The organism is Pseudomonas kitaguniensis, from assembly GCF_049199985.1.
Taxonomy (GTDB): Bacteria; Pseudomonadota; Gammaproteobacteria; order Pseudomonadales; family Pseudomonadaceae; genus Aquipseudomonas; species Aquipseudomonas kitaguniensis.
The window spans coordinates 45045-67273 of record NZ_JBLZPT010000007.1; the positions used below are offsets into that span (position 1 = coordinate 45045).

The window sequence follows — 22229 nt, forward strand, 5'->3', positions numbered from 1 at the left end:
AGGTAGAAGTCTGTGAAACAGAACTCCCTGAATGGATGGTTCAAGAGCGGCGCCCCCGGCGTCTGGATCAGCGGTGGCGCAGTGTCCATCGCGGTCATCATGACCATCGGTTTGCTGGCTGTGATTGCGGTGCGTGGTTTGGGCCACTTCTGGCCGGCCGACCTGATCCAGGCCAACTACAACGTGCCGGGCCAGGAAAACCATATTGTCATCGGCGAAGTGGTGCAGAAGGAAGAAGTACCCCGCGAGCGCCTGAAAAGCGCTGGCCTGCCGGTGCCCGACCAAGGCCCGGAGTTCATGACCCGCGAGCTGATCAAGGTCGGCAACCGCGACTTGAACGGCAACGATTTCACCTGGATTGTCGGCGAGTGGCTGAAGGACCAGACCAAGCCGGCAGAGCTGATGGCCATCGAGCGTCGTGAGTGGGGCAACTTCTACGGCACCCTGGTCAACGTCAAGCAGGATGGCAAGGTCATCGCTCAAGGCGAAGCGGCGTGGCCGGAGCTGCAAGCGCGTGTCGAACGCGTGAACAAGCTGGCGGCGCAGCTCAAGAGCCTGGAAAAAACCGACATCGGCGCGATCAACGCCGGGCTGGAACGCATCCGCCTGCACGGTCGCAAGCTGGAGCTGGAAGGCAAGCTGGACGCTACCGCTCAGGCTGATATGGACAGCGGCCGCGCCGAACTGAACAACCGCTACAAGGACATCGAAGCGCGCCTGGCTGACCTGCACACCCAGTTCAATCGCGACAGCCTGACCGCCCGCGATGCCAACGGCAAAGAACTCGAAATCGGCATCGGCAAAGTCGTGCATGCCTACCAGCCGAACGCCATGGGCTACATCACCAAGGTCGGCTTCTACTTCAGCAAGGTCTGGGAATTCCTCAGCGACGACCCACGGGAAGCCAACACCGAAGGCGGGATTTTCCCGGCGATCTTCGGCACCGTAATGATGACCCTGATCATGGCGATGATCGTGACCCCGTTCGGCGTGCTGGCGGCGGTCTACCTGCGTGAGTACGCCAAACAAAACACGCTGACGCGGATTATCCGCATTGCCGTGAACAACCTGGCGGGCGTACCGGCGATTGTTTACGGCGTGTTCGGCTTGGGCTTCTTTGTGTACGTACTGGGCGGCTCGGTCGACCGTCTGTTCTTCGCCGAAGCCCTGCCGGCCCCGACCTTCGGCACGCCGGGCCTGCTCTGGGCCTCGCTGACGCTGGCGCTGCTGGCAGTGCCGGTGGTGATCGTGGCCACCGAAGAAGGCCTGGCGCGGATTCCGCGCACGGTGCGCGAAGGCTCGCTGGCACTCGGCGCGACCAAAGCCGAAACGCTGTGGAAGATCGTGCTGCCGATGGCCAGCCCGGCGATGATGACCGGCATGATCCTCGCCGTGGCCCGCGCCGCCGGTGAAGTGGCGCCGCTGATGCTGGTGGGTGTGGTGAAGTTGGCACCGTCGCTGCCGCTGGATGGTAACTACCCTTACCTGCACCTGGATCAGAAGATCATGCACTTGGGCTTCCATATTTATGACGTCGGCTTCCAAAGCCCTAACGTCGAAGCCGCACGGCCGTTGGTCTACGCCACCGCCTTGCTGCTGGTGCTGGTGATTGCCACGCTTAACCTGTCGGCGGTGTGGATTCGTAACCACCTGCGCGAGAAGTACAAAGCGCTGGACAGCTAAAGCTATTAGCCACAAGCGGCAAGCTACAAGCCGCTTTTGCTCAAATCTTGCAGCTTGCAGCTAGAAGCTGGCAGCTACGAACGGAGTGAGACCATGCAACACGAAACCCCTACCCACGGCATCAACATGCAGGCCTTGGGTCGCGACAAACAGAGCCTGAGTCTGGCCCAGGAAACCGTGGCCATCGAAGTGCCGGGCCTGAGCCTGTATTACGGTGAGAAGCAGGCGCTGTTCGATGTCAGCATGAATATCCCCAAGCAGCGCGTGACCGCCTTTATCGGCCCGTCCGGCTGCGGCAAGTCCACGCTGCTGCGCACCTTCAACCGCATGAACGACCTGGTGGACGGCTGCCGTGTAGAAGGCGCGATCAACCTCTACGGCACCAACATCTACCGCAAGGGCGAAGACGTGGCAGAGTTGCGTCGCCGCGTGGGCATGGTGTTCCAGAAGCCCAACCCGTTCCCCAAGACCATCTACGAAAACGTGGTGTACGGCCTGCGCATCCAGGGCATCAACAAAAAACGCATTCTTGATGAAGCCGTTGAGTGGGCGCTTAAAGGCGCCGCGCTGTGGGACGAGGTTAAAGACCGCCTGCACGAATCGGCACTCGGCCTGTCCGGTGGCCAGCAGCAACGTTTGGTCATCGCCCGCACCATCGCGGTGGAGCCGGAAGTCTTGCTGCTCGACGAACCCTGCTCTGCGCTCGACCCGATTTCGACACTGAAAGTTGAAGAGCTGATCTACGAGCTCAAATCCAAATTCACCATCGTCATCGTCACCCACAACATGCAACAGGCCGCGCGGGTTTCCGACTACACGGCCTTTATGTACATGGGCAAGCTGGTCGAGTTCGGCGACACCGATACGCTGTTCACCAACCCAGCTAAAAAACAGACCGAAGACTACATCACCGGTCGTTATGGCTAGTTGGAGCAGCTGCAAGCCGCACGCTTCAAGCGGCCAGTAAAGGCAGTTCAGCGTAACGATACAAATCAGCTTGTGGCTTGCAGCTTGTAGCTTGCGGCTAAATTAGATTTGCGGAGCAAAACCATGATTTCGAAGGAAGGACTCACCCATCACATCTCCGCGCAGTTCAACGCCGAGCTTGAGGAAGTGCGCAGCCACCTCCTGGCAATGGGCGGGCTGGTAGAGAAGCAAGTCAACGATGCGGTTACCGCGCTGATCGAGGCCGACTCGGGCCTGGCCCAGCAAGTGCGCGACATTGATGACCAGATCAATCAGATGGAACGCAACATCGATGAAGAATGCCTGCGCATTCTCGCGCGTCGCCAACCCGCGGCGTCCGACCTGCGTTTGATCATCAGTATCTCCAAGTCAGTGATCGACCTGGAGCGCATCGGCGACGAGTCGACCAAAATCGCGCGTCGCGCTATTCAGCTCTGCGAAGAGGGCGAAGCGCCGCGTGGTTATGTAGAGGTGCGGCATATCGGCGACCAAGTGCGCAACATGGTGCGCGATGCGCTTGACGCCTTTGCCCGCTTCGACGCCGACCTGGCGTTGTCGGTGGCCCAGTACGACAAGATCATCGACCGCGAGTACAAGACCGCCCTGCGTGAGCTGGCCACTTACATGATGGAAGACCCGCGGTCTATTTCGCGGGTATTGAGCATCATCTGGGTGCTACGCTCTCTGGAGCGAATCGGCGACCATGCGCGTAATATCTCTGAGCTGGTGATTTATCTGGTGCGCGGCACCGACGTGCGGCACATGGGCCTTAAGCGCATGAAGGCCGAAGTTGAAGGCTCAGCCGATCAAATCCCTAATGTTTCGGGCGAATCTGACGATAAGTAAGGTTGCCCGAGAAATTAACGCCCGGCCTTTGGTCGGGCGTTTTTGTTTGTGGCAGCTGAATTATTCGCGCAGCGGGAGTAATAAAAACCGGCTGTGATTAGCAAGTTTTGGCAAAATGCCATCAGTCAGGCGTTCTGCGTGCCGAAGTTTTTATAGGATGAAGGGTCGATGAGTAAAGTCAGTGTACTGGTGGTGGATGACGCCTCGTTTATCCGCGACCTGGTAAAGAAGTGCCTGCGCAACTACTTCCCGGGGATCAAGCTTGAAGACGCGGTGAACGGTAAAAAGGCCCAAGCCATCCTGATGCGCGAGACCTTCGACCTGGTGCTGTGCGACTGGGAAATGCCCGAGATGTCTGGCCTTGAACTGCTGACCTGGTGCCGCGAGCAAGCGCACCTCAAGGCCATGCCGTTTGTGATGGTGACCAGCCGTGGCGACAAGGAAAACGTGGTTCAGGCGATTCAGGCCGGTGTATCCGGCTACGTCAGCAAGCCGTTCACCAACGAACAGTTGCTGAGCAAGGTCAGGCAGGCGCTGCACAAAGTCGGCCGCCTTGACGCGTTGATTGCCAGTGCGCCGACCAAGATGAACTCGGCCTTCGGCAACGATTCCTTGAGCGCCCTGACCGGCGGCAAGCCTGAGGCGGTCAAATCGGCGCCGGTAGCGGCCGCGCCGAGCAAAGGCCTGCTTAATAACCCGCCCGCACCAGCCCCTGTCTCGGCGTCGCCGGCCGGCGGTCGTGGTCAAGGCCAATTGCGCCTGTCCAGCGGCACCCAGCAGTGCGTAATCAAGGCGCTTAGCATCAAGGAAGCGCTGCTGGTGGTGCGTCGCGGCGAAGTCCTGCCCCAAGTACTGGAAAGCGCGGTACTTGACCTTGAGCAAGGCGACAACGCCGAAGTAGCCCGCCTCAACGGCTACCTGCACGCCATTGTTGCTTTCGAGCCGAAGCCCGACAGCGACTGGCTGCAACTGACCTTCCGGTTCATCGACCAGGATGCCCAAAAGCTCGACTACATCTCCCGGCTGATCGCGCGCGGTACGGCGCAGAAGCATTTTGTGCCGGGTGCGTGATCGCCTGAGTAGCGGGAATCGACCGGCTGTCTGATTCCCGTTGAGTGGCTTGATCTATATCGGTTTAGATAAATTCTCTTGATGTCGCAGCGACTTTATCAAGCCTTTGCGATGCCTTGAAACACACCTCCAGCGCTTATAGTCGAATCGTCGATTACGCTTTTTCTTTCCAGCAAAGGAGAAGCTAATACCGAGGCACAAGGATGTGGTGTTTTTAGGAAGTTCGCTAAAGGATCTGAAGGCATTCCCTCTGGATGCCCGAAGGGCAGCAGGTTTTCAGTTGGACTTATTGCAACAGGGTGAACAGCCTTTTGACTGCAAGCCCATGAAAACCATCGGTAGGGGTGTCAGTGAGATTCGCATCGCTGAGGAATCGGGAGCGTTTCGAGTGTTCTATGTGGTCAGTCGGCCTCAAGCTGTCTATGTGCTGCACGCACTGCGCAAGACCACACAGAAAACTGAAGCGCGTGACATCGAACTGGCTCGCGCCAGATTGCAGGAGTTAGGTTAAGCCCATGACAGACCCAAAAATTCACACCGAACATTTCAGCAGTGTTTGGGATGCCCTGGAAGAGACGCCCCAGCAAGCCGCCAACATGCGCCTGCGCTCAAAGCTGCTTTTGGAACTGTGCAAGACCATTCGTGGTTGGGAGCTTTCTCAGAAGGATGCAGCGCAACGGCTCGGTATCAGCCAGCCTCGCCTTAATGACGTGCTTAATGGCAAGATCGATAAGTTTTCTCTCGATGCATTAGTCAACTTATCGGCGGCCGCACAGCTGGACGTGGACATCTGTTTTAGCGTGCTGACGCATGACCTTACACAGCCTTGTCACTGACTTTTGCTTATGCGCGCACTGCTGTTTTGTGGGCTGTTCACCGCCGCGACCTCGGCCATGTGCATGACCCTCTACAAAGCCACCGATGCTAATGGCGTGGTGTTTTTCAGCGACCAGCCAAGCCCTGGCGCTCAGGCGTTTGTGATTCAGGAGCGCACACCGGCGCGAGCGCAGCGGCCGGTGCCGGGCGTGCCTCAAACGCGTTATCCACAGCGCGCCTATCGTTATCCGGTGCCGTGGCGTGGCGGGCCGTTTCGCCTGAGCCAAGGGCCGAACGGCAGCTTTAGCCACACCGACGCCAAGAGCCGCTACGCCCTGGATATTGCCATGCCCGAAGGGACTCAGGTCATCGCGGCGCGCAGCGGCAGGGTGGTGAAGACCGAGAATGATCAAGCCGGGCATGGCGGTGATGCGTCAGGCAATTTTGTGCGGGTGCAGCACGATGACGGCACTGAGGGCGTGTACCTGCACCTCAAGCAAGGTTCGGTCAGCGTGCGGGTCGGGCAGCGTGTGGCGGCAGGCAGCCCGCTGGCGTTGTCGGGCAATACCGGTAACAGCAGCGGGCCACACCTGCACTTTGTGGTGCAGCGCGCCACTGAGACGGGGCTGGTGTCGATCCCGTATGAGTTCAACCAGCCCGTAGGCACATTGCCCAACTTTGCGTTGGGCAACTGAGGCGTTAGTCCAGCAACAGCACCTTGGCCAATACGATCTTCGGCCCTTTCATCTTCTTGATGATGATGCGCAAGCCTTCAACTTCGAGCACTTCCTCTTCTTCCGGCACGCGTTTCAAGGTGTCGTAGATCAGGCCGGCCAGGGTTTCGGCTTCGATGTGGTCGAGGTCAACGCCCAGCAGGCGTTCCACCTTGAACAGCGGCGTGTCGCCACGCACCAGCAGTTTGCCCGGCTGGTAGGCGAGGATGCCGCGCTCGGCCTTGCGGTGCTCGTCCTGAATATCGCCGACGAGCACTTCAAGCACGTCTTCCATGGTCAGGTAGCCGATGATGTTGCCGTCGGCCTCTTCCACCAGGGCAAAGTGCGCGCCGCCTTTGCGGAACTGCTCCAGCAACTGCGACAGCGGCATGTGCCGCGACACGCGCTCCAGCGGGCGCGTCAGTTCGGCCAAATTGAACGACTCGGGAATGTGATCCAGCGCAGCCAGCTCCAGCAGCAAATCCTTGATGTGCAGCAGGCCGACAAACTCGTTGCGCACCGCGTCATACACCGGGTAGCGGCTGAATTTGTGGCGACGGAACAGCGCGAGGATTTCCTTGAGCGGGGCGTTGAAGTCCAGCGTCACCAAGTCTTCCCGTGAGTTGGCCCAGTCGACCACTTCCAGCTCGCCCATCTCCACGGCCGAAGCCAGCACGCGCATGCCTTGGTCGCTCGGGTCCTGGCCACGGCTGGAGTGCAGGATCAGCTTGAGCTCTTCGCGGCTGTAATGGTGTTCATGGTGCGGGCCAGGCTCGCCTTGGCCGGCGATACGCAGAATGGCGTTGGCGCTGGCGTTGAGCAGGTAGATCGCCGGGTACATCGCCCAGTAGAACAGGTAGAGCGGCACGGCCGTCCACAGCGAGAGCAACTCGGGTTTGCGAATCGCCCAGGACTTGGGCGCCAGTTCACCGATCACGATGTGCAGGTAGGAAATCACGAAGAAGGCGGCAAAGAACGACACGCCTTTGATCACTTCCGGCGACTCGACGCCCACAGCGCCCAGCAACGGCTCGAGGATATGCGCAAAGGCTGGCTCACCGACCCAACCGAGGCCCAGAGAGGCGAGGGTAATACCCAACTGGCAGGCCGACAGGTAGGCGTCGAGCTGGTTGTGCACGGTGCGCAGGATCTGCCCGCGCCAGCCGTTTTTGTGGGCGATGGCCTCGACCCGCGTGGCGCGCAGTTTGACCATGGCAAATTCCGCCGCAACGAAAAAACCGTTGAGCAGTACCAGGACCAGTGCAAAAAGAATCATGCCGAAGTCGGCGAAGAGTGTAGCGAGGGTGATACCAGGGGAAGGGTCCATGATGGGGTTTTGCAGGTTCCATGTGTTCAATAAGGGGTGGCAGTAGGCCTGCAAGGCAGGCGCAAGTCGGTCAATGTAGCGGCTGACGGGGCGCTTGCCTAGTGCCCGCTGCCGGGCGGGACCGGGAAAGTGTTGTCGAAAAGCGTGAAATTCTAATGTGGGACGGGGCTTGCTCCCGATGAGGAAGTATCAGTCAGCAAATCTGTCGGCTCATACACCGCCATCGGGAGCAAGCCCCCTCCCACATTGGGTTGGTGGTGTGTTTGGGTTACTCATCCTTCTCGATCACTCGCGAACGGGTCACTTGCGTCGGTGGAAAGTGGCAGGTGAAGGTACTGCCATGGCCCAGCACGCTGGTGATTTCCAGCCGCGCACGGTGGCGCAACAACACGTGTTTGACGATCGCCAAACCAAGCCCGGTGCCGCCGGTGTTTGAGTTGCGGCTGGAGTCGACGCGGTAGAACCGCTCGGTCAGGCGCGGTAAGTGCTTGGCGTCGATGCCGATGCCGGAGTCCTGCACGCTCAAGTGCGCGCCGTGCTCATCGGCCCACCAGCGGATGCGAATAGTGCCTTTGTCCTGGGTGTACTTGACGGCGTTGAACACCAGGTTGGAAAACGCGCTGCGCAGTTCGCCCTCGCTGCCTTTGAGCAGCACCAGGGCGTCGGCTTCCAGGGTGATGTGTTGCCCGCGCTGGCCGGAGAGGGCCTGGGCGTCGTTTTTGATGGTCTGCAACAGGCTTTGCACGCTGACCGGTTGGTTGTCCGACGGGTAATCGGTGGCTTCAAGCTTGGCCAGTAACAGCAGGTCGTTGAGCAGGGTTTGCATGCGTGAACCTTGCTGCTGCATCTGCTGCAGGGCACGGCTCCAGCGCGGGTTGATCTCGTCGACGTTGTCGAGCAGCGTCTCCAGGTAGCCGCAGATCACCGTCAGCGGCGTGCGCAGCTCATGCGAGACGTTGGCGACGAAGTCTTTGCGCATCTGTTCCAACTGGTGAATGCGGGTTACGTCACGCACCAGCATCAAGTGTTCGTTGTTGCCGTAGCGCGTCAGGTAAAGCTGGATGCGCACGCGGTCATTGGTGGGCGAGGGTATTTCCAGTGCTTCGTCGTAGTTCTCCTGTTCGAAGTACTCCTTGAAGCGCGGGTGGCGCACCAGGTTGGTCACCGGCTGGCCGCTGTCTTGCGGCGTCTTGAGGCCCAGCAGGGTTTCAGCGGCGCGGTTCCACCATTCCAGGTTGCCATCGCTGTCGAGCATGATCACCGCATCTTTCAGCGCGGCGGTTGACTCTTGCACCCGGTCGATCACCGCTTGCAGGCGCCCGCGAACCCGCTGGTCGCGGCGTTGCAGGTGGTAAATGCTGTCGAACACCTCGCCCCACAGGCCGTAGCCGTCGGGGGGCGCTTCCTCGGGTTTGTGTTGGCGCAGCCATTCATGCAGGCGCAGCAATTGTTTGAGGGTCCAGCCCAGGTACAGGCCGATACCCACGGCCAGGCTCCAGCCGTATTGGCCGCTGGCCAAGCCCACCACCAGGCAGCCGGTGATTAACAGCAACATGTGGCGGATCAGGGTGCCATGCCAGTTTTGGTTCACGATCGGTCCTTCGGACAGTTACACGTTTCAAGCGGCAAGCCACAAGTAAAAACACATTGGCTTTAACTTGCCGCTTGTCGCTGACTGCTTGTGGCTCAACTTTTGGTCGAAAACCGGTAGCCGGTGCCGCGCACGGTTTGTACCAGATTCTCGTAAGCATCGCCCAAGGCTTTGCGCAGGCGGCGGATATGCACATCGACGGTGCGCTCCTCCACGTACACGTTGCCGCCCCACACTTGATCGAGCAATTGGCCGCGTGTGTAGGCGCGCTCCTGGTGAGTCATGAAAAATTGCAGCAGGCGGTATTCGGTCGGGCCCATCTCGGCCGGTGTGCCGTCGATGGTCACGCGGTGGCTGATCGGGTCGAGTATCAGGCCACCGACCTCGATAGGCGCTTCGCCATCGGTCGGACCGGCACGGCGCAGTACGGCTTTGAGGCGGGCAACCAGTTCGCGTGGCGAAAATGGCTTGGTGATGTAGTCATCAGCACCCACTTCCAGGCCCTGGATCTTGTTGTCTTCTTCGCCTTTGGCGGTGAGCATGATGATCGGAATATCCCCGGTCAGCTCATCACGTTTGAGGCGGCGGGCCAGTTCGATGCCGGAGGTGCCGGGCAGCATCCAGTCCAGCAAGATCAAGTCCGGCTTGCGGTCGACGATAATCGCATGGGCCTGCTGGGAGTTCTCAGCCTCCAGGCAGTCATAGCCGGCCATTTCCAACGCAACGGCGATCATTTCGCGAATGGGCGCTTCGTCGTCGACGATCAGAATGCTCCTGCCAACCATGCTAAGTCCTCTTGTCATTTAACTGTCTTGCGCCGCATTAGATAACGGAATTATTGCATTCGTGTGACAGTAATTTAGTCGCTCGGGCAATTCGTGCGTCTCTGGGCTACGCTTTGGGTCCGAATCCTGACAACCACAAAAGGAAGGTTCCGATGACTTACCGTACGATTTCCTGGAAAGCCCTGCTGGTAACGGCCGCATTGACGCTGCCGGCCCTGGCATTTGCGGCGGAGCCTGCGATGACTAAAGATGGAATGTTGGTGGACCACAAGGGTTTGACCCTTTACACCTTCGACAAGGATGCCGACGGCAAGTCGGTGTGCAAGGACCAATGCGCGACCAACTGGCCGCCGCTGAAGGCCGAGTCTACCGACAAGTCGATGGGCAAGTGGACGGTCATCACGCGTGATGATCAAACCAGCCAGTGGGCCTATGAAGGCAAACCGGTATACACCTATAAAGATGACAAGAAAGCCGGTGACAAGACCGGTGATGGCAAGGGCGGCGCGTGGCACATCATCAAGCCCTGACTCTCGGCCTCGGTGCCACTAAGGCCTTCGCGAGCAAGCCCGCTGCCCCACTTGGAATGCATTTCAACTGTGGGAGCGGGCTTGCTCGCGAAGGCGTCCGAACAGCCACCGCAAACAGTCTCAGCGAAATGCGTAATCCGCCACGATCCCGGCAAAAATCGCCAACCCGGCCCAGTGGTTGTGCAAAAACGCCTTGAAGCATTTCAGGCGGTCCCTGTCGCGGGTGTACCAGAATTCCCAGACAAAACAGCCCGCTGCCGCCAACAACCCCAAGTGGAACCAGCCGCCCAGCTCGAACCGCATGCCCGCCAACAGCAGGCACACCAGCGCCAGGCTTTGCAGGGTGAGAATGATCACTCGGTCGGCATCGCCGAACAAAATAGCGGTGGATTTCACGCCGATCTTCAAGTCATCGTCGCGGTCAGTCATCGCGTAATACGTGTCGTAGCCCACCGTCCACAGCAAGTTGGCGATGTACAGCAGCCACGCCGTGGCAGGCAGGTGCCCGGTCTCGGCGGTAAACGCCATCGGCATACCCCAGGAAAACGCCGCGCCCAGCACCACCTGCGGGTAATAGGTGTAACGCTTCATGAACGGGTAGCTCGCCGCCAGGGCCAAGCCGCCGAGTGACAGCAGGATGGTGGTGGCGTTGGTCAGCAGCACCAGCAAGAAACTGATGCCCATCAGCACCGCAAAAAATACCAGCGCCTCTTTCGAGCTGATTTTGCCGCTCACCAACGGGCGCTGCTCAGTGCGTTTCACATGGCCATCGACCTTGCGGTCGGCCCAATCATTGATCACGCAGCCGCCGGCGCGGGTCAGCGCCACGCCCAGCACAAAAATCACGATATTGATCAACGAAGGCGAGCCTTTGCCGGCGATCCATAGCGCCCACAGCGTCGGCCACAGCAACAGGTAGATGCCGATCGGCTTGTCCATGCGGGTCAACTGAATGAAGTCCCAGGCCCTTGGGTTCAAACGGTTCAAGGATTTGAGCAGGCGTTGATACATCAATGGTTCTCCGGATGTTCATGCAGCGCGTGCCAAAACCCCGGCAGGAAGACTTCCGCGACCAGCACGCTCAGCGGCCCGCGATCAAAGCGCGAGCGGCGCGCCCACAGGCCGTCGACCTGGTCTGCAGTCGGCAGCCATTGCCGTGGGTAATGGCACACTTCAATCGCCTGGCGCGCGAATGCCTGGTCGCAGAACAGCAATTCACCCAACGAGCGGCTGCCCAACGCATCCATGTGCAAGCCGTCGCCCTGCAGGGCACTGCGAGCCGCCACGCTGCGGGCGAACACCCAAGGCTGGCCATGCCCACGCAGGTACACCTCGCGCACCCAACCGACCGTGGCCGGCGCCAGCCCCAGCGCGGCACATTCATCCGCGCGCAGGGGCTGCCAGCCTTCGAACAGCGGCGTCACGCTGAAACCGTCGTTGGACAACTGCGTCAGCCGCCGTGTCAGCGAGCCTTCGTCGAACAACCAATTGAGGGTCAGGGGCGCAGGCGCAGGGCTCAGAAGGCGTTGGGTCAGCCATTGGCAAGCATCGGGAAGGTCGATTGAGTGCGACACGGTGATTCAGTATTGGCAGCAAAAGAGGCGGCGAGCTTACCATGGCGTCCTGAGCTTTTGCCGGGCCAAACTGGCCGCATGCGTCGATCGCGCTTGCATCTGCCGGCCCCGATCAGTACAAAACGCCCTGAGCCGTGCGGCAACGTTGGTCTATCGACCGTCGGCCAAGATGCCTGGACCCTGAGGAAGCAAGTAATGAAGAAGTGGCAATGTGTAGTGTGCGGCCTGATCTACGACGAAAAAGACGGCTGGCCGGATGACGGAATCGCCCCCGGCACTCTGTGGCAGGACGTCCCGGAAGACTGGCTGTGCCCGGACTGCGGCGTCGGTAAAATGGATTTTGAAATGATCGAAATCGGCTGATCGTCGAATCAAGAAACGTCTTACAAGGAGAAAGGAATGAACGCACCTGTCGTGATCATCGGCACAGGATTGGCCGGTTACAACGTAGCCCGCGAGTTTCGCAAGCTCGACAGCGAGACTCCATTGCTGCTGATCACCGCGGATGACGGGCGCTCCTACTCCAAACCCATGCTCTCCACCGGCTTTGGCAAAAACAAACAGGCCGATGGCTTGAGCATGGCTGAACCCGGCGCCATGGCCGAGCAGCTAAAGGCCGAAGTGCGCACGCACACCCGCATCAGCGGCATCGACCCAGGCCACAAGCGCCTGTGGATCGGCGAAGAAGCCGTGGCCTACCGTGACTTGATCCTGGCGTGGGGCGCAGAGACGGTGCGTGTGCCGGTCGAAGGCGATGCGGGCGAGCTGGTGTTCCCGATCAACGACCTTGAAGACTACGCGCGCTTTCGCGCCGCGGTGGCCGGCAAACGCCGCGTGCTGGTGCTCGGCGCCGGGCTGATCGGCTGCGAATTCGCCAACGACCTGATCCTCGGTGGTTACGAAATCGACCTGGTAGCGCCGTGCGAGCAAGTCATGCCGACGCTGCTGCACCCGGCGGCGGCTGCGGCGGTAAAAGCCGGGCTGGAAGGCCTGGGTGCGCGTTTCCACTTGGGGCCGGTGCTCAACCGCCTGCAGCGCAGCGCTGACGGCCTGGAAGCGCACCTGTCGGACGGTGAAGTGATCCACTGCGATGTGGTGGTCTCGGCTATCGGCCTGCGCCCGCGTGTCGACCTTGCCGCCGCCGCCGGCCTGCAAATCAATCGCGGGATCATGGTGGACCGCCACCTGAAGACCTCCCACGCCAATATCTACGCCTTGGGCGACTGCGCCGAGGTCGATGGCCTGAACCTGCTCTACGTGATGCCGCTGATGAGCTGCGCCCGCGCGCTGGCGCAGACGCTGGCCGGCAACGCTACCGCCGTCAGCTACGGGCCGATGCCGATCACCGTGAAAACCCCGGTCTGCCCGCTGGTGGTTTCGCCACCGCCACGCGGCACCGAAGGGGTGTGGAGCGTTGAGGGGCAGGGCGCCGACATCAAGGCCTTGTGCCGCGACGCGAGTGGCCGCCTGCTGGGTTATGCACTGACCGGCAGCGCTGTGATGGAAAAACTGGCCTTGAACAAAGAACTTCCTCCGCTGCTGGCGTAAATAGCTGTCGTTCTGTCGGAATAACCCGGTTTTTCCCGGTAGAAAGGTCGCCGCGAGACTGGCGCGGCGTCCGAGGGCATGCCATCCTCACTCCCGTCTGCCGCAGAGTAGAGCCTGCGGCGCCTTGGGCGCTGCTCCGTTAGAGAGCAGCACGGACATAACAACAAAAAACCGTCAAAGAGGCTTCACTTATGCGTAAACCAGAACTCGCAGCCGCCATCGCTGAAAAAGCGGATCTCACCAAGGAACAGGCCAACCGCGTCCTCAATGCCGTTCTCGAAGAAATCACCGGCGCCCTGCATCGCAAGGACAGCGTCACCCTGGTTGGCTTCGGCACCTTCCTGCAACGCCACCGCGGCGCCCGCACCGGCAAAAACCCGCAAACCGGTGAACCTGTGAAAATCAAGGCCAGCAACACCGTTGCGTTCAAGCCGGGCAAGTCGCTCAAAGACAGCGTCAATCCGTAACAGCGGTACGTCTCGAAGGGAGGAGGGGCGGTAAAAAGAATGGGCACGCCGGCTGGGTCGGGTGCCCATTTTTTGTTTAAAGCGCGGGGGATTTGTTGCTATAAGCGTTAAACGCCTGCCGATCTCCGGCTAAAGCGCAAGATCGGTGGCGTTCCACCTGCAAATCGTTAAACTGTCGCGGCCACTTAATAATCAGACCGAGGCCGTTTGCATGAAATTTCGTCTTTTGCTGTGGGTACTGGGCCTGATGATGGGCAAAGCCAGCCGTACCAACCCTGCTTTCCAGCAACAACTGGGTGACAAAGACCTGGCGTTCCAGTTGCAGACTCTTGACGGCAACGTTGCCCGTCACTTCATCGTCAAAGACCAGCGCATCAGCAGCCGCTCAGGTGTTCACCCAGCGCCGGCCTTTGCTATCGCCTTCAAAGATGCCGCCTACGGCTTCGCCACGATGCAGGCCAAGAACAAGCAACTGGCGTTCATGACGGGCATTCAGGACAAGTCGATTCAGATCAAAGGCAACCCGGCGCTGGTAATCTGGTTTCAGGGCTTGACCAAGTATTTGAAGCCGAAGAAAAACAAGCGTTGAGCACCGGATACGTGGACTGAGCTTGCTCACGAAGGTCGTGAACGATGACGCGGGGATTTGGAACCCCACGTTATTTTTAGTTTTCGGGAGCAAGCTCTACGACGCCATTTAATCCAACAGATTCAGGTCAGCGCTTATTGAACGTTATATTTGAAGTCTTGTTCGTTGCTGAATCTAACAACGTTCCATACAATTTCTTGTAAGCGTAGTCGTCAGCGCGCAGGTCAAGACGACAATCCCCAGCCGTAACACTAATTTTCGTGCTATTAGGTGGCGAGGATTCACGATGGTAGCCGCCACTCATATTTGGGATATCGGCCATGTCAACGGATAAAAGACAACCCTTAATTGCGCCCGTATCATAATCAGCAGAGCTTATTTTTAGTTTTAAAATAGTGTATTCACGCGTTGCTTCGCTGAAGTATGTTCCTTCTAGTGCTGGATTATTTTTAGCCATTTTTAATCTCCCTAAAACGGTTATTTGCGTTTTGCTAAGTATCGAATACCCGACAATTACAACGCTAACCTATAGGGTTTTAATATGAACCTGTTAAGGATGACAGTTTTTTATCGTGGTTTGTTCTTGTATTTATAGCGAAGATTAATAAGGGTTTAAAGGTTTCGTCAGTCAGGCCGAGTTGGGTTCATCGCCGGTAAGCCAACTCTCACATTGGAACGCGACCAATGTGGGAGCCGGGCTTGCTCGCGATGCAGGCACCACGGTCGGTCAGGCCGCAGCGCTGCGATGGCGCTTTTAACCCTGCGTGAACTGCGATGCCAGCTCGCGCAACAGCACCTCGGCATCCAGCACTTTGCCGACCACTGCTTCAGCCTTTTCGCGGCTCAACCCCAGACGCTCCAGTAATGCATCCGGAATCGCCTCGACCGGCCCCGAGCCGATACCTCGGCTGCGCAGCAGGCGCACGGCCAGGCACACCAGGTTCGGGTACTCGGCGTATTGGCCGTCGTAGTTCGGGTCGTGCTGGAAGCGCAGGGCGGTGGACAGTTCGTCCGGCATGTCCCAGTAGCGCATCAGCCAGGCGCCGATCTGCTCGCGGCTGATGCCCAGCAAATGCTGCTCGACATAGCTGTGGCACAGGTGCGGGTTGACCTCCAGGTGACGGCAGATCAGCGAGAAGTGAGGCGGGAACACGTGCGCCAGCAGCAGATAACCGAAGTTGTGCAGCAAGCCGGCCAGATACGTCAGGCCGGCTTCCGGGCGCTGGGCGCGCGGCATGGCGCGGGTCAGGCCTTCGATCACCGCAGCGGTGTAGATCGACTGGTGCCAGTACGGTGTGGCCTGATGCGGGTTGTCTTTAGGCAGGCTCAAGGTTTTGCCCAAGGCCAGGCCCAGAGCGAGGTTGATCACCAGGTCAAAGCCCAGCACGCGCACGATGGCGTCTTCCACTGAACGAATTTTGCCTGGCGAGGCGTAATACGGCGACGCGGCCCAACTGACCACTTGGGCAGCCAGGGCCGGGTCGGTTTCGACCACGCCGGTGATGTCATCAATGGTGGCGTTGGGGTCGACGCGCAGCTTGATGATCTTCTGCGCGGTGTCGGCCAGCGGCGGAATCTCGATGGTGGCTTCCAGGCGTTGCTGGATTCGGCGCGCGGTAAACGCCTGCATCGCCTGGGTGATTTCCTCGCGGTCATCGTTGGGGCGGTCGAGGTTGGGCCGAATGTTGCTCAAAGGCTCGCCGAAGTGCCCGGCGCTGGCCTTGGTCAGCATCGTCTTGAAGTCGGCGCTGGCGATCTCCAGCAGCACACCGGCTTCGCCCGAATGCACCAGCAGGCTCGGCTCGCTCAGCAGGCTGCCCTCGTACAGGCACGGCGAACTGGTCATCGCCGGCAGGCCTGGCAGCAGGCTCAGTTCATGTTTGCCGAGCATGCGCTCGACACGCTCCGGCGACACCGCTGTGAGGCGGCGACCCGTGAGTTCGGCGAGACGGTTGAGGTCGAGCAATTGGCTCTGCGGGAACAGCACCATGAGCGCGCCCACGGCATCTTCCAGCAGCACTGCCTGGACCTTTCGTGCGGGATTCAGGCCAGCATGTTCGGCAACTTCCGTGTAAGGGATGGCGAGCTTTGCGAGCAGAGCCTGAATGACCGACGGGGCGGTCAGTGGGGCTGTGGCGAGGGCTACTTCTGACATGGCCTGATCCAATTTCGTACAGTCACAGAAGTATAACCAGCTTGCTACCGATGTTGGTCGACTAACTGTGGTTTGTGACGTGGTTGGCGTCTAAGCGCCGCAGGCGCGCGCAGCGTACGCGCGCAAACCTCAGGCGTCACACTTGGCCGTATTGCTGCCCATGCCGTAGCCAGCGGTCCAGCAACGGGCTGACGTGATCCGGCCAGCGTTCAAGCAGGGCTTGCGCCGCGTCGCGCACGGCAGGCAACAAGTCAGCGTCGCGCATCAGGTCGGCGACTTTAAATTGCAGCAGGCCGGTCTGGCGGGTGCCGAGCATTTCGCCGGGGCCGCGCAGTTCAAGGTCTTTTTCGGCGATGACAAAACCATCGTTGGTTTCGCGCATGATGCCCAAACGTTGGCGCCCGATCTGTGACAGCGGCGGGTGGTAGAGCAGCACGCAGTGGCTGGCGGCGCTGCCCCGGCCAACGCGGCCGCGTAGTTGGTGCAGTTGGGCGAGGCCCAGGCGCTCGGGGTTTTCGATGATCATCAAGCTGGCGTTGGGCACATCCACACCGACTTCGATCACCGTGGTGGCCACCAGCAATTGCAGGTTACCGGCTTTGAATTCGGCCATCACCGCGGCTTTTTCTGCAGGCTTCATGCGCCCATGAATCAGCCCAACCTTGAGCTCGCCCAAGGCACTGGTGAGGTCTTCGTAAGTGGTCTCTGCGGCTTGGCAGGTCAGCTCTTCGGACTCTTCAATCAGCGTGCATACCCAGTACGCCTGGCGGCCTTCGGCACACGCGCCACGCACGCGTTCGATCACTTCCACGCGCCGGCTGTCGGTCACCAGCACAGTGTTGACCGGCGTACGCCCAGGCGGCAGCTCATCGAGGATCGAGGTGTCGAGGTCGGCGTAGGCGCTCATCGCCAGGGTGCGCGGAATCGGTGTGGCGGTCATGATCAACTGGTGCGGGTTCATGCGGCCGCCCACACCTTTCTGGCGCAGTGCCAGGCGCTGTTGCACGCCGAAGCGGTGTTGTTCGTCGATAATCACCAAGGCCAGGTTCTTGAACTTCACTTCTTCCTGAAACAGCGCGTGGGTGCCCACCACCATCGGTGCGCCGCCCGCGATCTGCTCGAGTGCCGACGCGCGAACCTTGCCCTTGAGCTTACCCGCCAGCCACGCCACTTCCAGGCCCAGCGGTTCGAGCCAGCGCTTGAAGGTGATGAAATGTTGCTCGGCGAGAATCTCGGTAGGTGCCATCAGCGCCACTTGGTAACCGGCTTCCAGAGCCTGCAAGGCGGCGAGGGCGGCGACTACGGTTTTACCCGCGCCCACGTCGCCCTGAATCAGCCGCAGCATGGGTTCGTGCTGGCTCAGGTCGTAGGCGATTTCATTGCCGACGCGCACTTGCGCGCCCGTCGGCGCAAACCCGAGGTTAGCCAGGTATTGCGCAGGCAGGCGCTTGGCCTTGGGCATTGCTGGCGCGCGCAGCGAGCGCATGCTCTCGCGCAGGCGCTGTTGGGACAGCTGATGGGTCAGCAGTTCTTCAAAGGCCAGGCGGTGTTGAGCCCAGTGGTGCCCCAAGGCCAGCTCGTCGACATCGGCGTCGGCGGGTGGGTGATGCAAGTAGCGAATCGCATCGTCCAGTGGCGCCAGTTGGTAGTCGCGCGCCAGCTCCAGTGGCAGCCAGTCGGGCAGGCTTTTTGGGCCGAGCATGGCCAGGGTCTGCATGCACAGCTGGCGCAAGCGTTGTTGGGTCAGGCCTTCGGTCAGCGGGTAGATCGGCGTGAGCGTGGTGTCCACCGGCGGCGGCTCGTCGCCGGTAATGGCGCGGTATTCCGGGTGGTAGATTTCAAGCCCCGAGGCACCCGGCCGCGCTTCACCGTAGCAGCGCACGCGGGTGCCGCGCTTAAGGCCGTCCTTCTGCGCGTTGCTGAAATGGTAGAAGCGCAGGCTCAAGCCGCCGGTGCCGTCCTGCAGGCGCACGACCAAACTGCGGCGCTTGCCCATCACCACGTCGGCACCACTGACGGTGCCTTCAACCACCGCATCTTGCCCAGGCCGCAAGTGGCCGATGGGCACCACACGCGTGCGGTCCTGATAGCGCAGGGGCAGGTGGAACAGCACGTCCTGGAGGTTCTCCAGGCCCACCTTGGCGAGCTTTTCGGCCATGGCTTCGCCGACACCCTTGAGTGCGGTCACCGACACCTGCGACAACTCGGTCATTACAGTCGCTCAGTCATACAGGCACTTAGCTCGCGGCAGGCGGTTTGGCCACCGAGCACAGGCGGATCGAGTCGGCGAGGATCTCAATGGCTTTCGGCCGCGGGAAACTCGCACGCCAGGCAATCGCCACGGTGCGGAACGGCACCGGCGGCGTCAGTGGGCGCACGGCGATCACGCCCGGGGCATAGTGATGGCTGTCCACCGCCGACAGCGGCAGAATCGAAATACCCAGGCCGGACGCCACCATGTGGCGAATGGTTTCCAGAGAGCTGGATTCGACGGTGGTGTGTTTGGCGCCGTCATTACCCTTGGTCAGCGTCGGGCAGGCTTCCAGTACCTGGTCGCGGAAACAGTGACCTTCGCCGAGCAGCAGCAGGCTCTTGTCGTTGAGCAAGGCGGCGTCGATGGTGTCTTTTTGCGTCCACGGGTGGGAGGCTGGCATCAGCACGTAAAACGGCTCGTCATAGAGCGGCAGGGTCAACACGTCCGCCTCCTGGAACGGCAGCGCGATGATCACCGCGTCCAGCTCACCGTTGCGCAGTTTGTCGCGCAGTACGTGAGTGAAGTTTTCTTCGATGTACAGCGGCATCTGCGGCGCGACGCGGTGCAGTTGCGGAATCAGGTGCGGGAACAAATACGGGCCAACGGTGTAGATGGCGCCGACCTTCAGCGGTGCGGTCAGCTGGTTTTTGCCGGCTTGGGCCAGCTCGCGAATGCTTTGCGCTTGTTCCAGGACCTTTTGGGCCTGCGCAACAATACCTTCGCCTACCGGCGTGAGGCGCACGGCGCTCTTGCTGCGCTCGAAAATCAGCACACCGAGTTCGTCTTCAAGCTTTTTCACACCCACCGACAGCGTCGGCTGGCTGACGTGGCAACGCTCGGCCGCGTGGCCGAAGTGCTGTTCTTGGGCGAGGGTCACGATGTAGCGTAATTCTGTAAGAGTCATAGCGGGCGTCCATGAGGTTGCGGGCCAAGCATACCGGCTGCAATCGATAGACGCACGTTATCAGAACTTTGCTGTGGATTGAGCGGGGAGTGTGATTTTTTGAGGCAATCAAATCCAATGTGGGAGGGAGCAAGCCCCCTCCCACATGCTACCGGCGAGGCTTCTGGATGTTGTAAACGAACGGCGCGACGATTTCGACGCTGCCGCCGGTCAGCATGTCGGCCGGAGGCTTGGGCAGTGGCTGGGCGCGACGGATCATGTCCAGGGTTGCGCGGTCCAGGTCGGCATTGCCGGAGCGACCGACCAATTCGTAGGACAGCACGTTGCCTTCGCCGTCCACCACAAAACGCAGGCGGTTCAAGCCTTCCTTGCCACTGCGCTGGGCGCTTGGCGGGTACTTCTTGTATTTCTGCAAGTGCGCCAGTAGCTCGCCTTGCCAGGAAGCCTTGGCGGCCAATTGCTGTGGCGATGGGCCAGGAACCGGCTGGGCAGATTTTTCCGCAGGCGTTTTGGTCGGTGGCGTTTCGCTCGGTGGCTCCTCGGAAGGTTTTTCCTTGGGCGGCTCGGGCTTTTTCTCCACAGGCTTGGGCGGCTGAGGTTTGGGCTTGGGTTTGACCGGCTTGGGCACCTGGATTGTCGGCTTGGGCGCCTCGGGCACCTGGATTGTCGGCTTGGGCGCCTCGGCCAGTTTCGGCAACGGCAACTCTTCTACCGGTGCAGGCGGCTGCGGCGGCGTGACCACCTTGGGCGGTGCCGGAGGTGGCGGCGCCGGCATCGGCGCCAGGTCGATGACCATAGCGGCGGGCGGCAACGTCACCGGGCGCGGCGCGGACCATTGGAGCGCGATGATAATCGCGACGGCATGCACGCCCAGCACGACGGCAAGGCTGGTGCCATAACGCGTCAGTTTGTGGCGCGTCGTGATCATTTCTTGGCTGCCGTCTCAAGCCCAACCAGGCCTACCTTGAGGTAGCCGGCCGCGCGCAGGGCATCCATCACACTCATCAGGTCGCCGTAGTCCACGCCCTTGTCGGCCTGGAAGAAGATGGTCGTGTCTTTCTTGCCTAGGGTCTTGGCGTCGAGCACCGGGCCCAGGGTTTCAGCTTTGACTTCTTCTTCGCCCAGGAACAGGCGTTGGTCCGCCTTGACGCTGAGGAAAATCGGTTTCTCCGGCCGCGGTGCAGGCTTGGCGCTGGACGCGGGCAGGTCGACCTTGATGTCCACGGTCGCCAACGGCGCCGCCACCATAAAGATGATCAGCAGCACCAGCATCACGTCGATAAAGGGAGTGACGTTGATTTCGTGGTTCTCGACGAGTTCATCGTCGCCTTGATTCAAATGCAGGCCCATGGCCGATTACCCCACTTTCACCATGTGCGGTTGCGAGCTGCGCTCGGTAGGCAGGTGATCGAGGTCGCGGCTGACCAGCAGCAGGACTTCTGCCGACGCGTCCGATACCTGGGCCTTGTAGCCGGCAATCGAACGGGCGAAGACGTTGTAGATCACCACCGCAGGAATCGCCGCAACCAAGCCGAGGGCGGTTGCCAGCAATGCTTCGGCGATGCCGGGGGCAACCACGGCGAGGTTGGTTGTCTGGGTTTTGGCGATACCGATGAAGCTGTTCATGATGCCCCACACGGTGCCGAACAGGCCGACGAACGGCGCGGTAGAGCCAATGGTAGCCAGCACGCCGGTGCCGCTGCTCATGTTACGTCCGCAGGCGGCCACCAGGCGCTCCAGGCGGAAGGCCACGCGCTCCTTGATGCCTTCTTTTTCGCGGGCGTTGGCCGACAGGCGCATTTCTTCCAGCGCGTCCTGCACCAGCGTGTGGGCCAGGGTGCCCTTTTTGGTCGCGGTGTCGCTGGCTTCCTTGAGGGTGGTGGCTTTTTTCAGGTGGACGATTTCAGTGCGCAGACGACGCTTGGCGCCCAGCAGCTCGAAGCCCTTGGCGATCCAGATGGTCCAGGTAATGATCGAGGCAATGGCCAGGCCGATCATCACGGCTTTCACCACCACGTCAGCATTCTGGTACATGCCCCACGGCGACAGGTCATGGGCCATGCCCAGCGTGTTGTCTTCTTCCAGTACAGCCCCGGACTCGTCGGCAACGGCCGGGCCGGCGGCCTGCGCCGGGTCGGTGGCGGCTGGCGCCGCGGCGGGTGCAGCCGGGGTGGCTGTAGTCTGCTCGGCAGCGGCCGGAGCGGCTGGGGCAGCAGCGTCAGCGAATGCGGCGGTCGATGCCAGCAATACGCTGAACAGCATCGCAGCAATCGCACGCCAGGCGCGGGATGGGCTGTGAAGCTTGGTTGGCGAAGCGGGGTTTGTATGACGTGTCATGCTGGCCGGACCTAAGAGAAAAGAATGAGTGATCGTCCTGCCAGACCTGATGAGGTCGAGGACAAATGGGCGG

The 22229-nt window shown here is 60.5% G+C and carries 24 protein-coding genes; 12 read left to right on the forward strand and 12 right to left on the reverse strand.

Features of this window, described 5'->3' with window-relative positions:
* Positions 1–12: 12 nt before the first annotated feature.
* The 7 genes from pstA (at position 13) to ACOZK9_RS11665 (ending at position 6077) form a co-directional block, all read left to right on the forward strand.
* Positions 13–1683, forward strand: a complete 1671-nt coding sequence (pstA, locus tag ACOZK9_RS11635) for a phosphate ABC transporter permease PstA (protein WP_058415744.1) — start codon at positions 13–15, stop codon at positions 1681–1683.
* A gap of 93 nt (positions 1684–1776) precedes the next feature.
* A complete protein-coding gene (gene pstB, locus ACOZK9_RS11640; RefSeq protein ID WP_058415743.1) occupies positions 1777–2610 on the forward strand; it encodes a phosphate ABC transporter ATP-binding protein PstB in 834 nt (277 codons plus the stop codon).
* A 123-nt stretch (positions 2611–2733) separates the two neighbouring features.
* The gene (phoU, locus tag ACOZK9_RS11645; protein ID WP_058415742.1) at positions 2734–3495 is read left to right on the forward strand and encodes a phosphate signaling complex protein PhoU; all 762 of its coding nucleotides are present in this window, start codon (positions 2734–2736) and stop codon (positions 3493–3495) included.
* Between the two features lie 168 nt (positions 3496–3663).
* Positions 3664–4566, forward strand: coding sequence for a response regulator (locus tag ACOZK9_RS11650; protein ID WP_058415741.1), 903 nt, complete (start codon positions 3664–3666; stop codon positions 4564–4566).
* Positions 4567–4753: 187 nt separating this feature from the next.
* Positions 4754–5077 carry a type II toxin-antitoxin system RelE/ParE family toxin gene (locus ACOZK9_RS11655; protein WP_058415740.1) on the forward strand — a complete coding sequence of 108 codons (324 nt, stop codon included), beginning with the start codon at positions 4754–4756 and terminating at the stop codon, positions 5075–5077.
* Between the two features lie 4 nt (positions 5078–5081).
* The gene (locus ACOZK9_RS11660) at positions 5082–5402 is read left to right on the forward strand and encodes a helix-turn-helix domain-containing protein (protein ID WP_058415739.1); all 321 of its coding nucleotides are present in this window, start codon (positions 5082–5084) and stop codon (positions 5400–5402) included.
* Positions 5403–5405: 3 nt separating this feature from the next.
* Positions 5406–6077, forward strand: a complete 672-nt coding sequence (locus ACOZK9_RS11665; protein WP_421555878.1) for a peptidoglycan DD-metalloendopeptidase family protein — start codon at positions 5406–5408, stop codon at positions 6075–6077.
* Positions 6078–6081: 4 nt separating this feature from the next.
* On the opposite strand, the gene ACOZK9_RS11670 is transcribed toward ACOZK9_RS11665, so the two are convergent.
* The 3 genes from ACOZK9_RS11670 to phoB all read right to left on the reverse strand — a co-directional run bounded on the left by ACOZK9_RS11670 (position 6082) and on the right by phoB (position 9798).
* Positions 6082–7422, reverse strand: coding sequence for a hemolysin family protein (locus ACOZK9_RS11670; protein WP_058415737.1), 1341 nt, complete (start codon positions 7420–7422; stop codon positions 6082–6084).
* Between the two features lie 268 nt (positions 7423–7690).
* Positions 7691–8977 (reverse strand): phosphate regulon sensor histidine kinase PhoR, encoded by a 1287-nt coding sequence (gene phoR, locus ACOZK9_RS11675; RefSeq protein ID WP_421555930.1) that lies wholly within the window; start codon positions 8975–8977, stop codon positions 7691–7693.
* Between the two features lie 131 nt (positions 8978–9108).
* Entirely contained in the window at positions 9109–9798 is a 690-nt protein-coding gene (phoB, locus tag ACOZK9_RS11680) for a phosphate regulon transcriptional regulator PhoB (RefSeq protein WP_032884451.1), read from the reverse strand.
* Positions 9799–9950: 152 nt separating this feature from the next.
* Between phoB and ACOZK9_RS11685 the strand changes: the two genes are divergently transcribed.
* A complete protein-coding gene (locus ACOZK9_RS11685) occupies positions 9951–10328 on the forward strand; it encodes a COG4315 family predicted lipoprotein (protein ID WP_058415735.1) in 378 nt (125 codons plus the stop codon).
* Positions 10329–10448: 120 nt separating this feature from the next.
* On the opposite strand, the gene ubiA is transcribed toward ACOZK9_RS11685, so the two are convergent.
* Together ubiA and ACOZK9_RS11695 are read right to left on the reverse strand one after the other, a co-directional pair.
* Entirely contained in the window at positions 10449–11339 is an 891-nt protein-coding gene (ubiA, locus tag ACOZK9_RS11690; protein WP_058415734.1) for a 4-hydroxybenzoate octaprenyltransferase, read from the reverse strand.
* On the reverse strand, positions 11339–11902 hold the full coding sequence (locus ACOZK9_RS11695; protein ID WP_172979594.1) for a chorismate lyase: 564 nt from the start codon (positions 11900–11902) through the stop codon (positions 11339–11341). Before ACOZK9_RS11695 ends, ubiA begins: the two co-directional genes overlap by 1 nt.
* Positions 11903–12097: 195 nt before the next feature.
* Between ACOZK9_RS11695 and ACOZK9_RS11700 the strand changes: the two genes are divergently transcribed.
* From ACOZK9_RS11700 to ACOZK9_RS11715, 4 genes are all read left to right on the forward strand, one after another.
* Positions 12098–12265: a rubredoxin gene (locus ACOZK9_RS11700; protein WP_003213373.1), complete on the forward strand. Its 168-nt coding sequence runs from the start codon at positions 12098–12100 to the stop codon at positions 12263–12265.
* A 36-nt stretch (positions 12266–12301) separates the two neighbouring features.
* The gene (locus ACOZK9_RS11705) at positions 12302–13450 is read left to right on the forward strand and encodes an NAD(P)/FAD-dependent oxidoreductase (protein ID WP_058415732.1); all 1149 of its coding nucleotides are present in this window, start codon (positions 12302–12304) and stop codon (positions 13448–13450) included.
* 191 nt (positions 13451–13641) lie between these two features.
* A complete protein-coding gene (locus ACOZK9_RS11710; protein WP_003213368.1) occupies positions 13642–13917 on the forward strand; it encodes an HU family DNA-binding protein in 276 nt (91 codons plus the stop codon).
* Between the two features lie 211 nt (positions 13918–14128).
* A complete protein-coding gene (locus tag ACOZK9_RS11715; RefSeq protein ID WP_421555879.1) occupies positions 14129–14506 on the forward strand; it encodes a helicase in 378 nt (125 codons plus the stop codon).
* Between the two features lie 127 nt (positions 14507–14633).
* Here the strand turns inward: ACOZK9_RS11715 and ACOZK9_RS11720 are convergent, their stop codons facing one another.
* The 7 genes from ACOZK9_RS11720 to exbB all read right to left on the reverse strand — a co-directional run bounded on the left by ACOZK9_RS11720 (position 14634) and on the right by exbB (position 22156).
* Positions 14634–14963, reverse strand: a complete 330-nt coding sequence (locus ACOZK9_RS11720) for a hypothetical protein (RefSeq protein WP_421555880.1) — start codon at positions 14961–14963, stop codon at positions 14634–14636.
* A 297-nt stretch (positions 14964–15260) separates the two neighbouring features.
* Positions 15261–16661, reverse strand: a complete 1401-nt coding sequence (locus tag ACOZK9_RS11725; RefSeq protein ID WP_058415731.1) for an aminoacyl-tRNA deacylase and HDOD domain-containing protein — start codon at positions 16659–16661, stop codon at positions 15261–15263.
* 136 nt (positions 16662–16797) lie between these two features.
* Entirely contained in the window at positions 16798–18873 is a 2076-nt protein-coding gene (recG, locus tag ACOZK9_RS11730; RefSeq protein WP_421555881.1) for an ATP-dependent DNA helicase RecG, read from the reverse strand.
* 25 nt (positions 18874–18898) lie between these two features.
* Positions 18899–19819, reverse strand: coding sequence for a hydrogen peroxide-inducible genes activator (locus tag ACOZK9_RS11735; protein WP_058415729.1), 921 nt, complete (start codon positions 19817–19819; stop codon positions 18899–18901).
* A gap of 148 nt (positions 19820–19967) precedes the next feature.
* Entirely contained in the window at positions 19968–20747 is a 780-nt protein-coding gene (locus ACOZK9_RS11740; protein ID WP_421555882.1) for an energy transducer TonB family protein, read from the reverse strand.
* Positions 20744–21169 carry a TonB system transport protein ExbD gene (exbD, locus tag ACOZK9_RS11745; RefSeq protein ID WP_421555883.1) on the reverse strand — a complete coding sequence of 142 codons (426 nt, stop codon included), beginning with the start codon at positions 21167–21169 and terminating at the stop codon, positions 20744–20746. Before exbD ends, ACOZK9_RS11740 begins: the two co-directional genes overlap by 4 nt.
* 6 nt (positions 21170–21175) lie before the next feature.
* Positions 21176–22156, reverse strand: a complete 981-nt coding sequence (gene exbB, locus ACOZK9_RS11750; RefSeq protein ID WP_421555884.1) for a tonB-system energizer ExbB — start codon at positions 22154–22156, stop codon at positions 21176–21178.
* Positions 22157–22229 lie beyond the last annotated feature (73 nt).

What these genes read in the sequence shown, in the direction of transcription:
- ACOZK9_RS11740 (WP_421555882.1), bottom strand. Translation starts at nt 20,747, where the DNA reads ATGATCACGACGCGCCACAAACTGACGCGTTATGGCACCAGCCTTGCC.
- phoR (WP_421555930.1), bottom strand. Translation starts at nt 8,977, where the DNA reads ATGTTGCTGTTAATCACCGGCTGCCTGGTGGTGGGCTTGGCCAGCGGC.
- phoB (WP_032884451.1), bottom strand. Translation starts at nt 9,798, where the DNA reads ATGGTTGGCAGGAGCATTCTGATCGTCGACGACGAAGCGCCCATTCGC.
- ACOZK9_RS11670 (WP_058415737.1), bottom strand. Translation starts at nt 7,422, where the DNA reads ATGGACCCTTCCCCTGGTATCACCCTCGCTACACTCTTCGCCGACTTC.
- ACOZK9_RS11685 (WP_058415735.1), top strand. Translation starts at nt 9,951, where the DNA reads ATGACTTACCGTACGATTTCCTGGAAAGCCCTGCTGGTAACGGCCGCA.
- exbB (WP_421555884.1), bottom strand. Translation starts at nt 22,156, where the DNA reads ATGACACGTCATACAAACCCCGCTTCGCCAACCAAGCTTCACAGCCCA.
- ACOZK9_RS11650 (WP_058415741.1), top strand. Translation starts at nt 3,664, where the DNA reads ATGAGTAAAGTCAGTGTACTGGTGGTGGATGACGCCTCGTTTATCCGC.
- ACOZK9_RS11705 (WP_058415732.1), top strand. Translation starts at nt 12,302, where the DNA reads ATGAACGCACCTGTCGTGATCATCGGCACAGGATTGGCCGGTTACAAC.
- ACOZK9_RS11700 (WP_003213373.1), top strand. Translation starts at nt 12,098, where the DNA reads ATGAAGAAGTGGCAATGTGTAGTGTGCGGCCTGATCTACGACGAAAAA.
- phoU (WP_058415742.1), top strand. Translation starts at nt 2,734, where the DNA reads ATGATTTCGAAGGAAGGACTCACCCATCACATCTCCGCGCAGTTCAAC.
- ACOZK9_RS11660 (WP_058415739.1), top strand. Translation starts at nt 5,082, where the DNA reads ATGACAGACCCAAAAATTCACACCGAACATTTCAGCAGTGTTTGGGAT.
- ACOZK9_RS11735 (WP_058415729.1), bottom strand. Translation starts at nt 19,819, where the DNA reads ATGACTCTTACAGAATTACGCTACATCGTGACCCTCGCCCAAGAACAG.
- ACOZK9_RS11710 (WP_003213368.1), top strand. Translation starts at nt 13,642, where the DNA reads ATGCGTAAACCAGAACTCGCAGCCGCCATCGCTGAAAAAGCGGATCTC.
- ACOZK9_RS11725 (WP_058415731.1), bottom strand. Translation starts at nt 16,661, where the DNA reads ATGTCAGAAGTAGCCCTCGCCACAGCCCCACTGACCGCCCCGTCGGTC.
- pstB (WP_058415743.1), top strand. Translation starts at nt 1,777, where the DNA reads ATGCAACACGAAACCCCTACCCACGGCATCAACATGCAGGCCTTGGGT.
- ACOZK9_RS11715 (WP_421555879.1), top strand. Translation starts at nt 14,129, where the DNA reads ATGAAATTTCGTCTTTTGCTGTGGGTACTGGGCCTGATGATGGGCAAA.
- exbD (WP_421555883.1), bottom strand. Translation starts at nt 21,169, where the DNA reads ATGGGCCTGCATTTGAATCAAGGCGACGATGAACTCGTCGAGAACCAC.
- recG (WP_421555881.1), bottom strand. Translation starts at nt 18,873, where the DNA reads ATGACCGAGTTGTCGCAGGTGTCGGTGACCGCACTCAAGGGTGTCGGC.
- ubiA (WP_058415734.1), bottom strand. Translation starts at nt 11,339, where the DNA reads ATGTATCAACGCCTGCTCAAATCCTTGAACCGTTTGAACCCAAGGGCC.
- ACOZK9_RS11720 (WP_421555880.1), bottom strand. Translation starts at nt 14,963, where the DNA reads ATGGCTAAAAATAATCCAGCACTAGAAGGAACATACTTCAGCGAAGCA.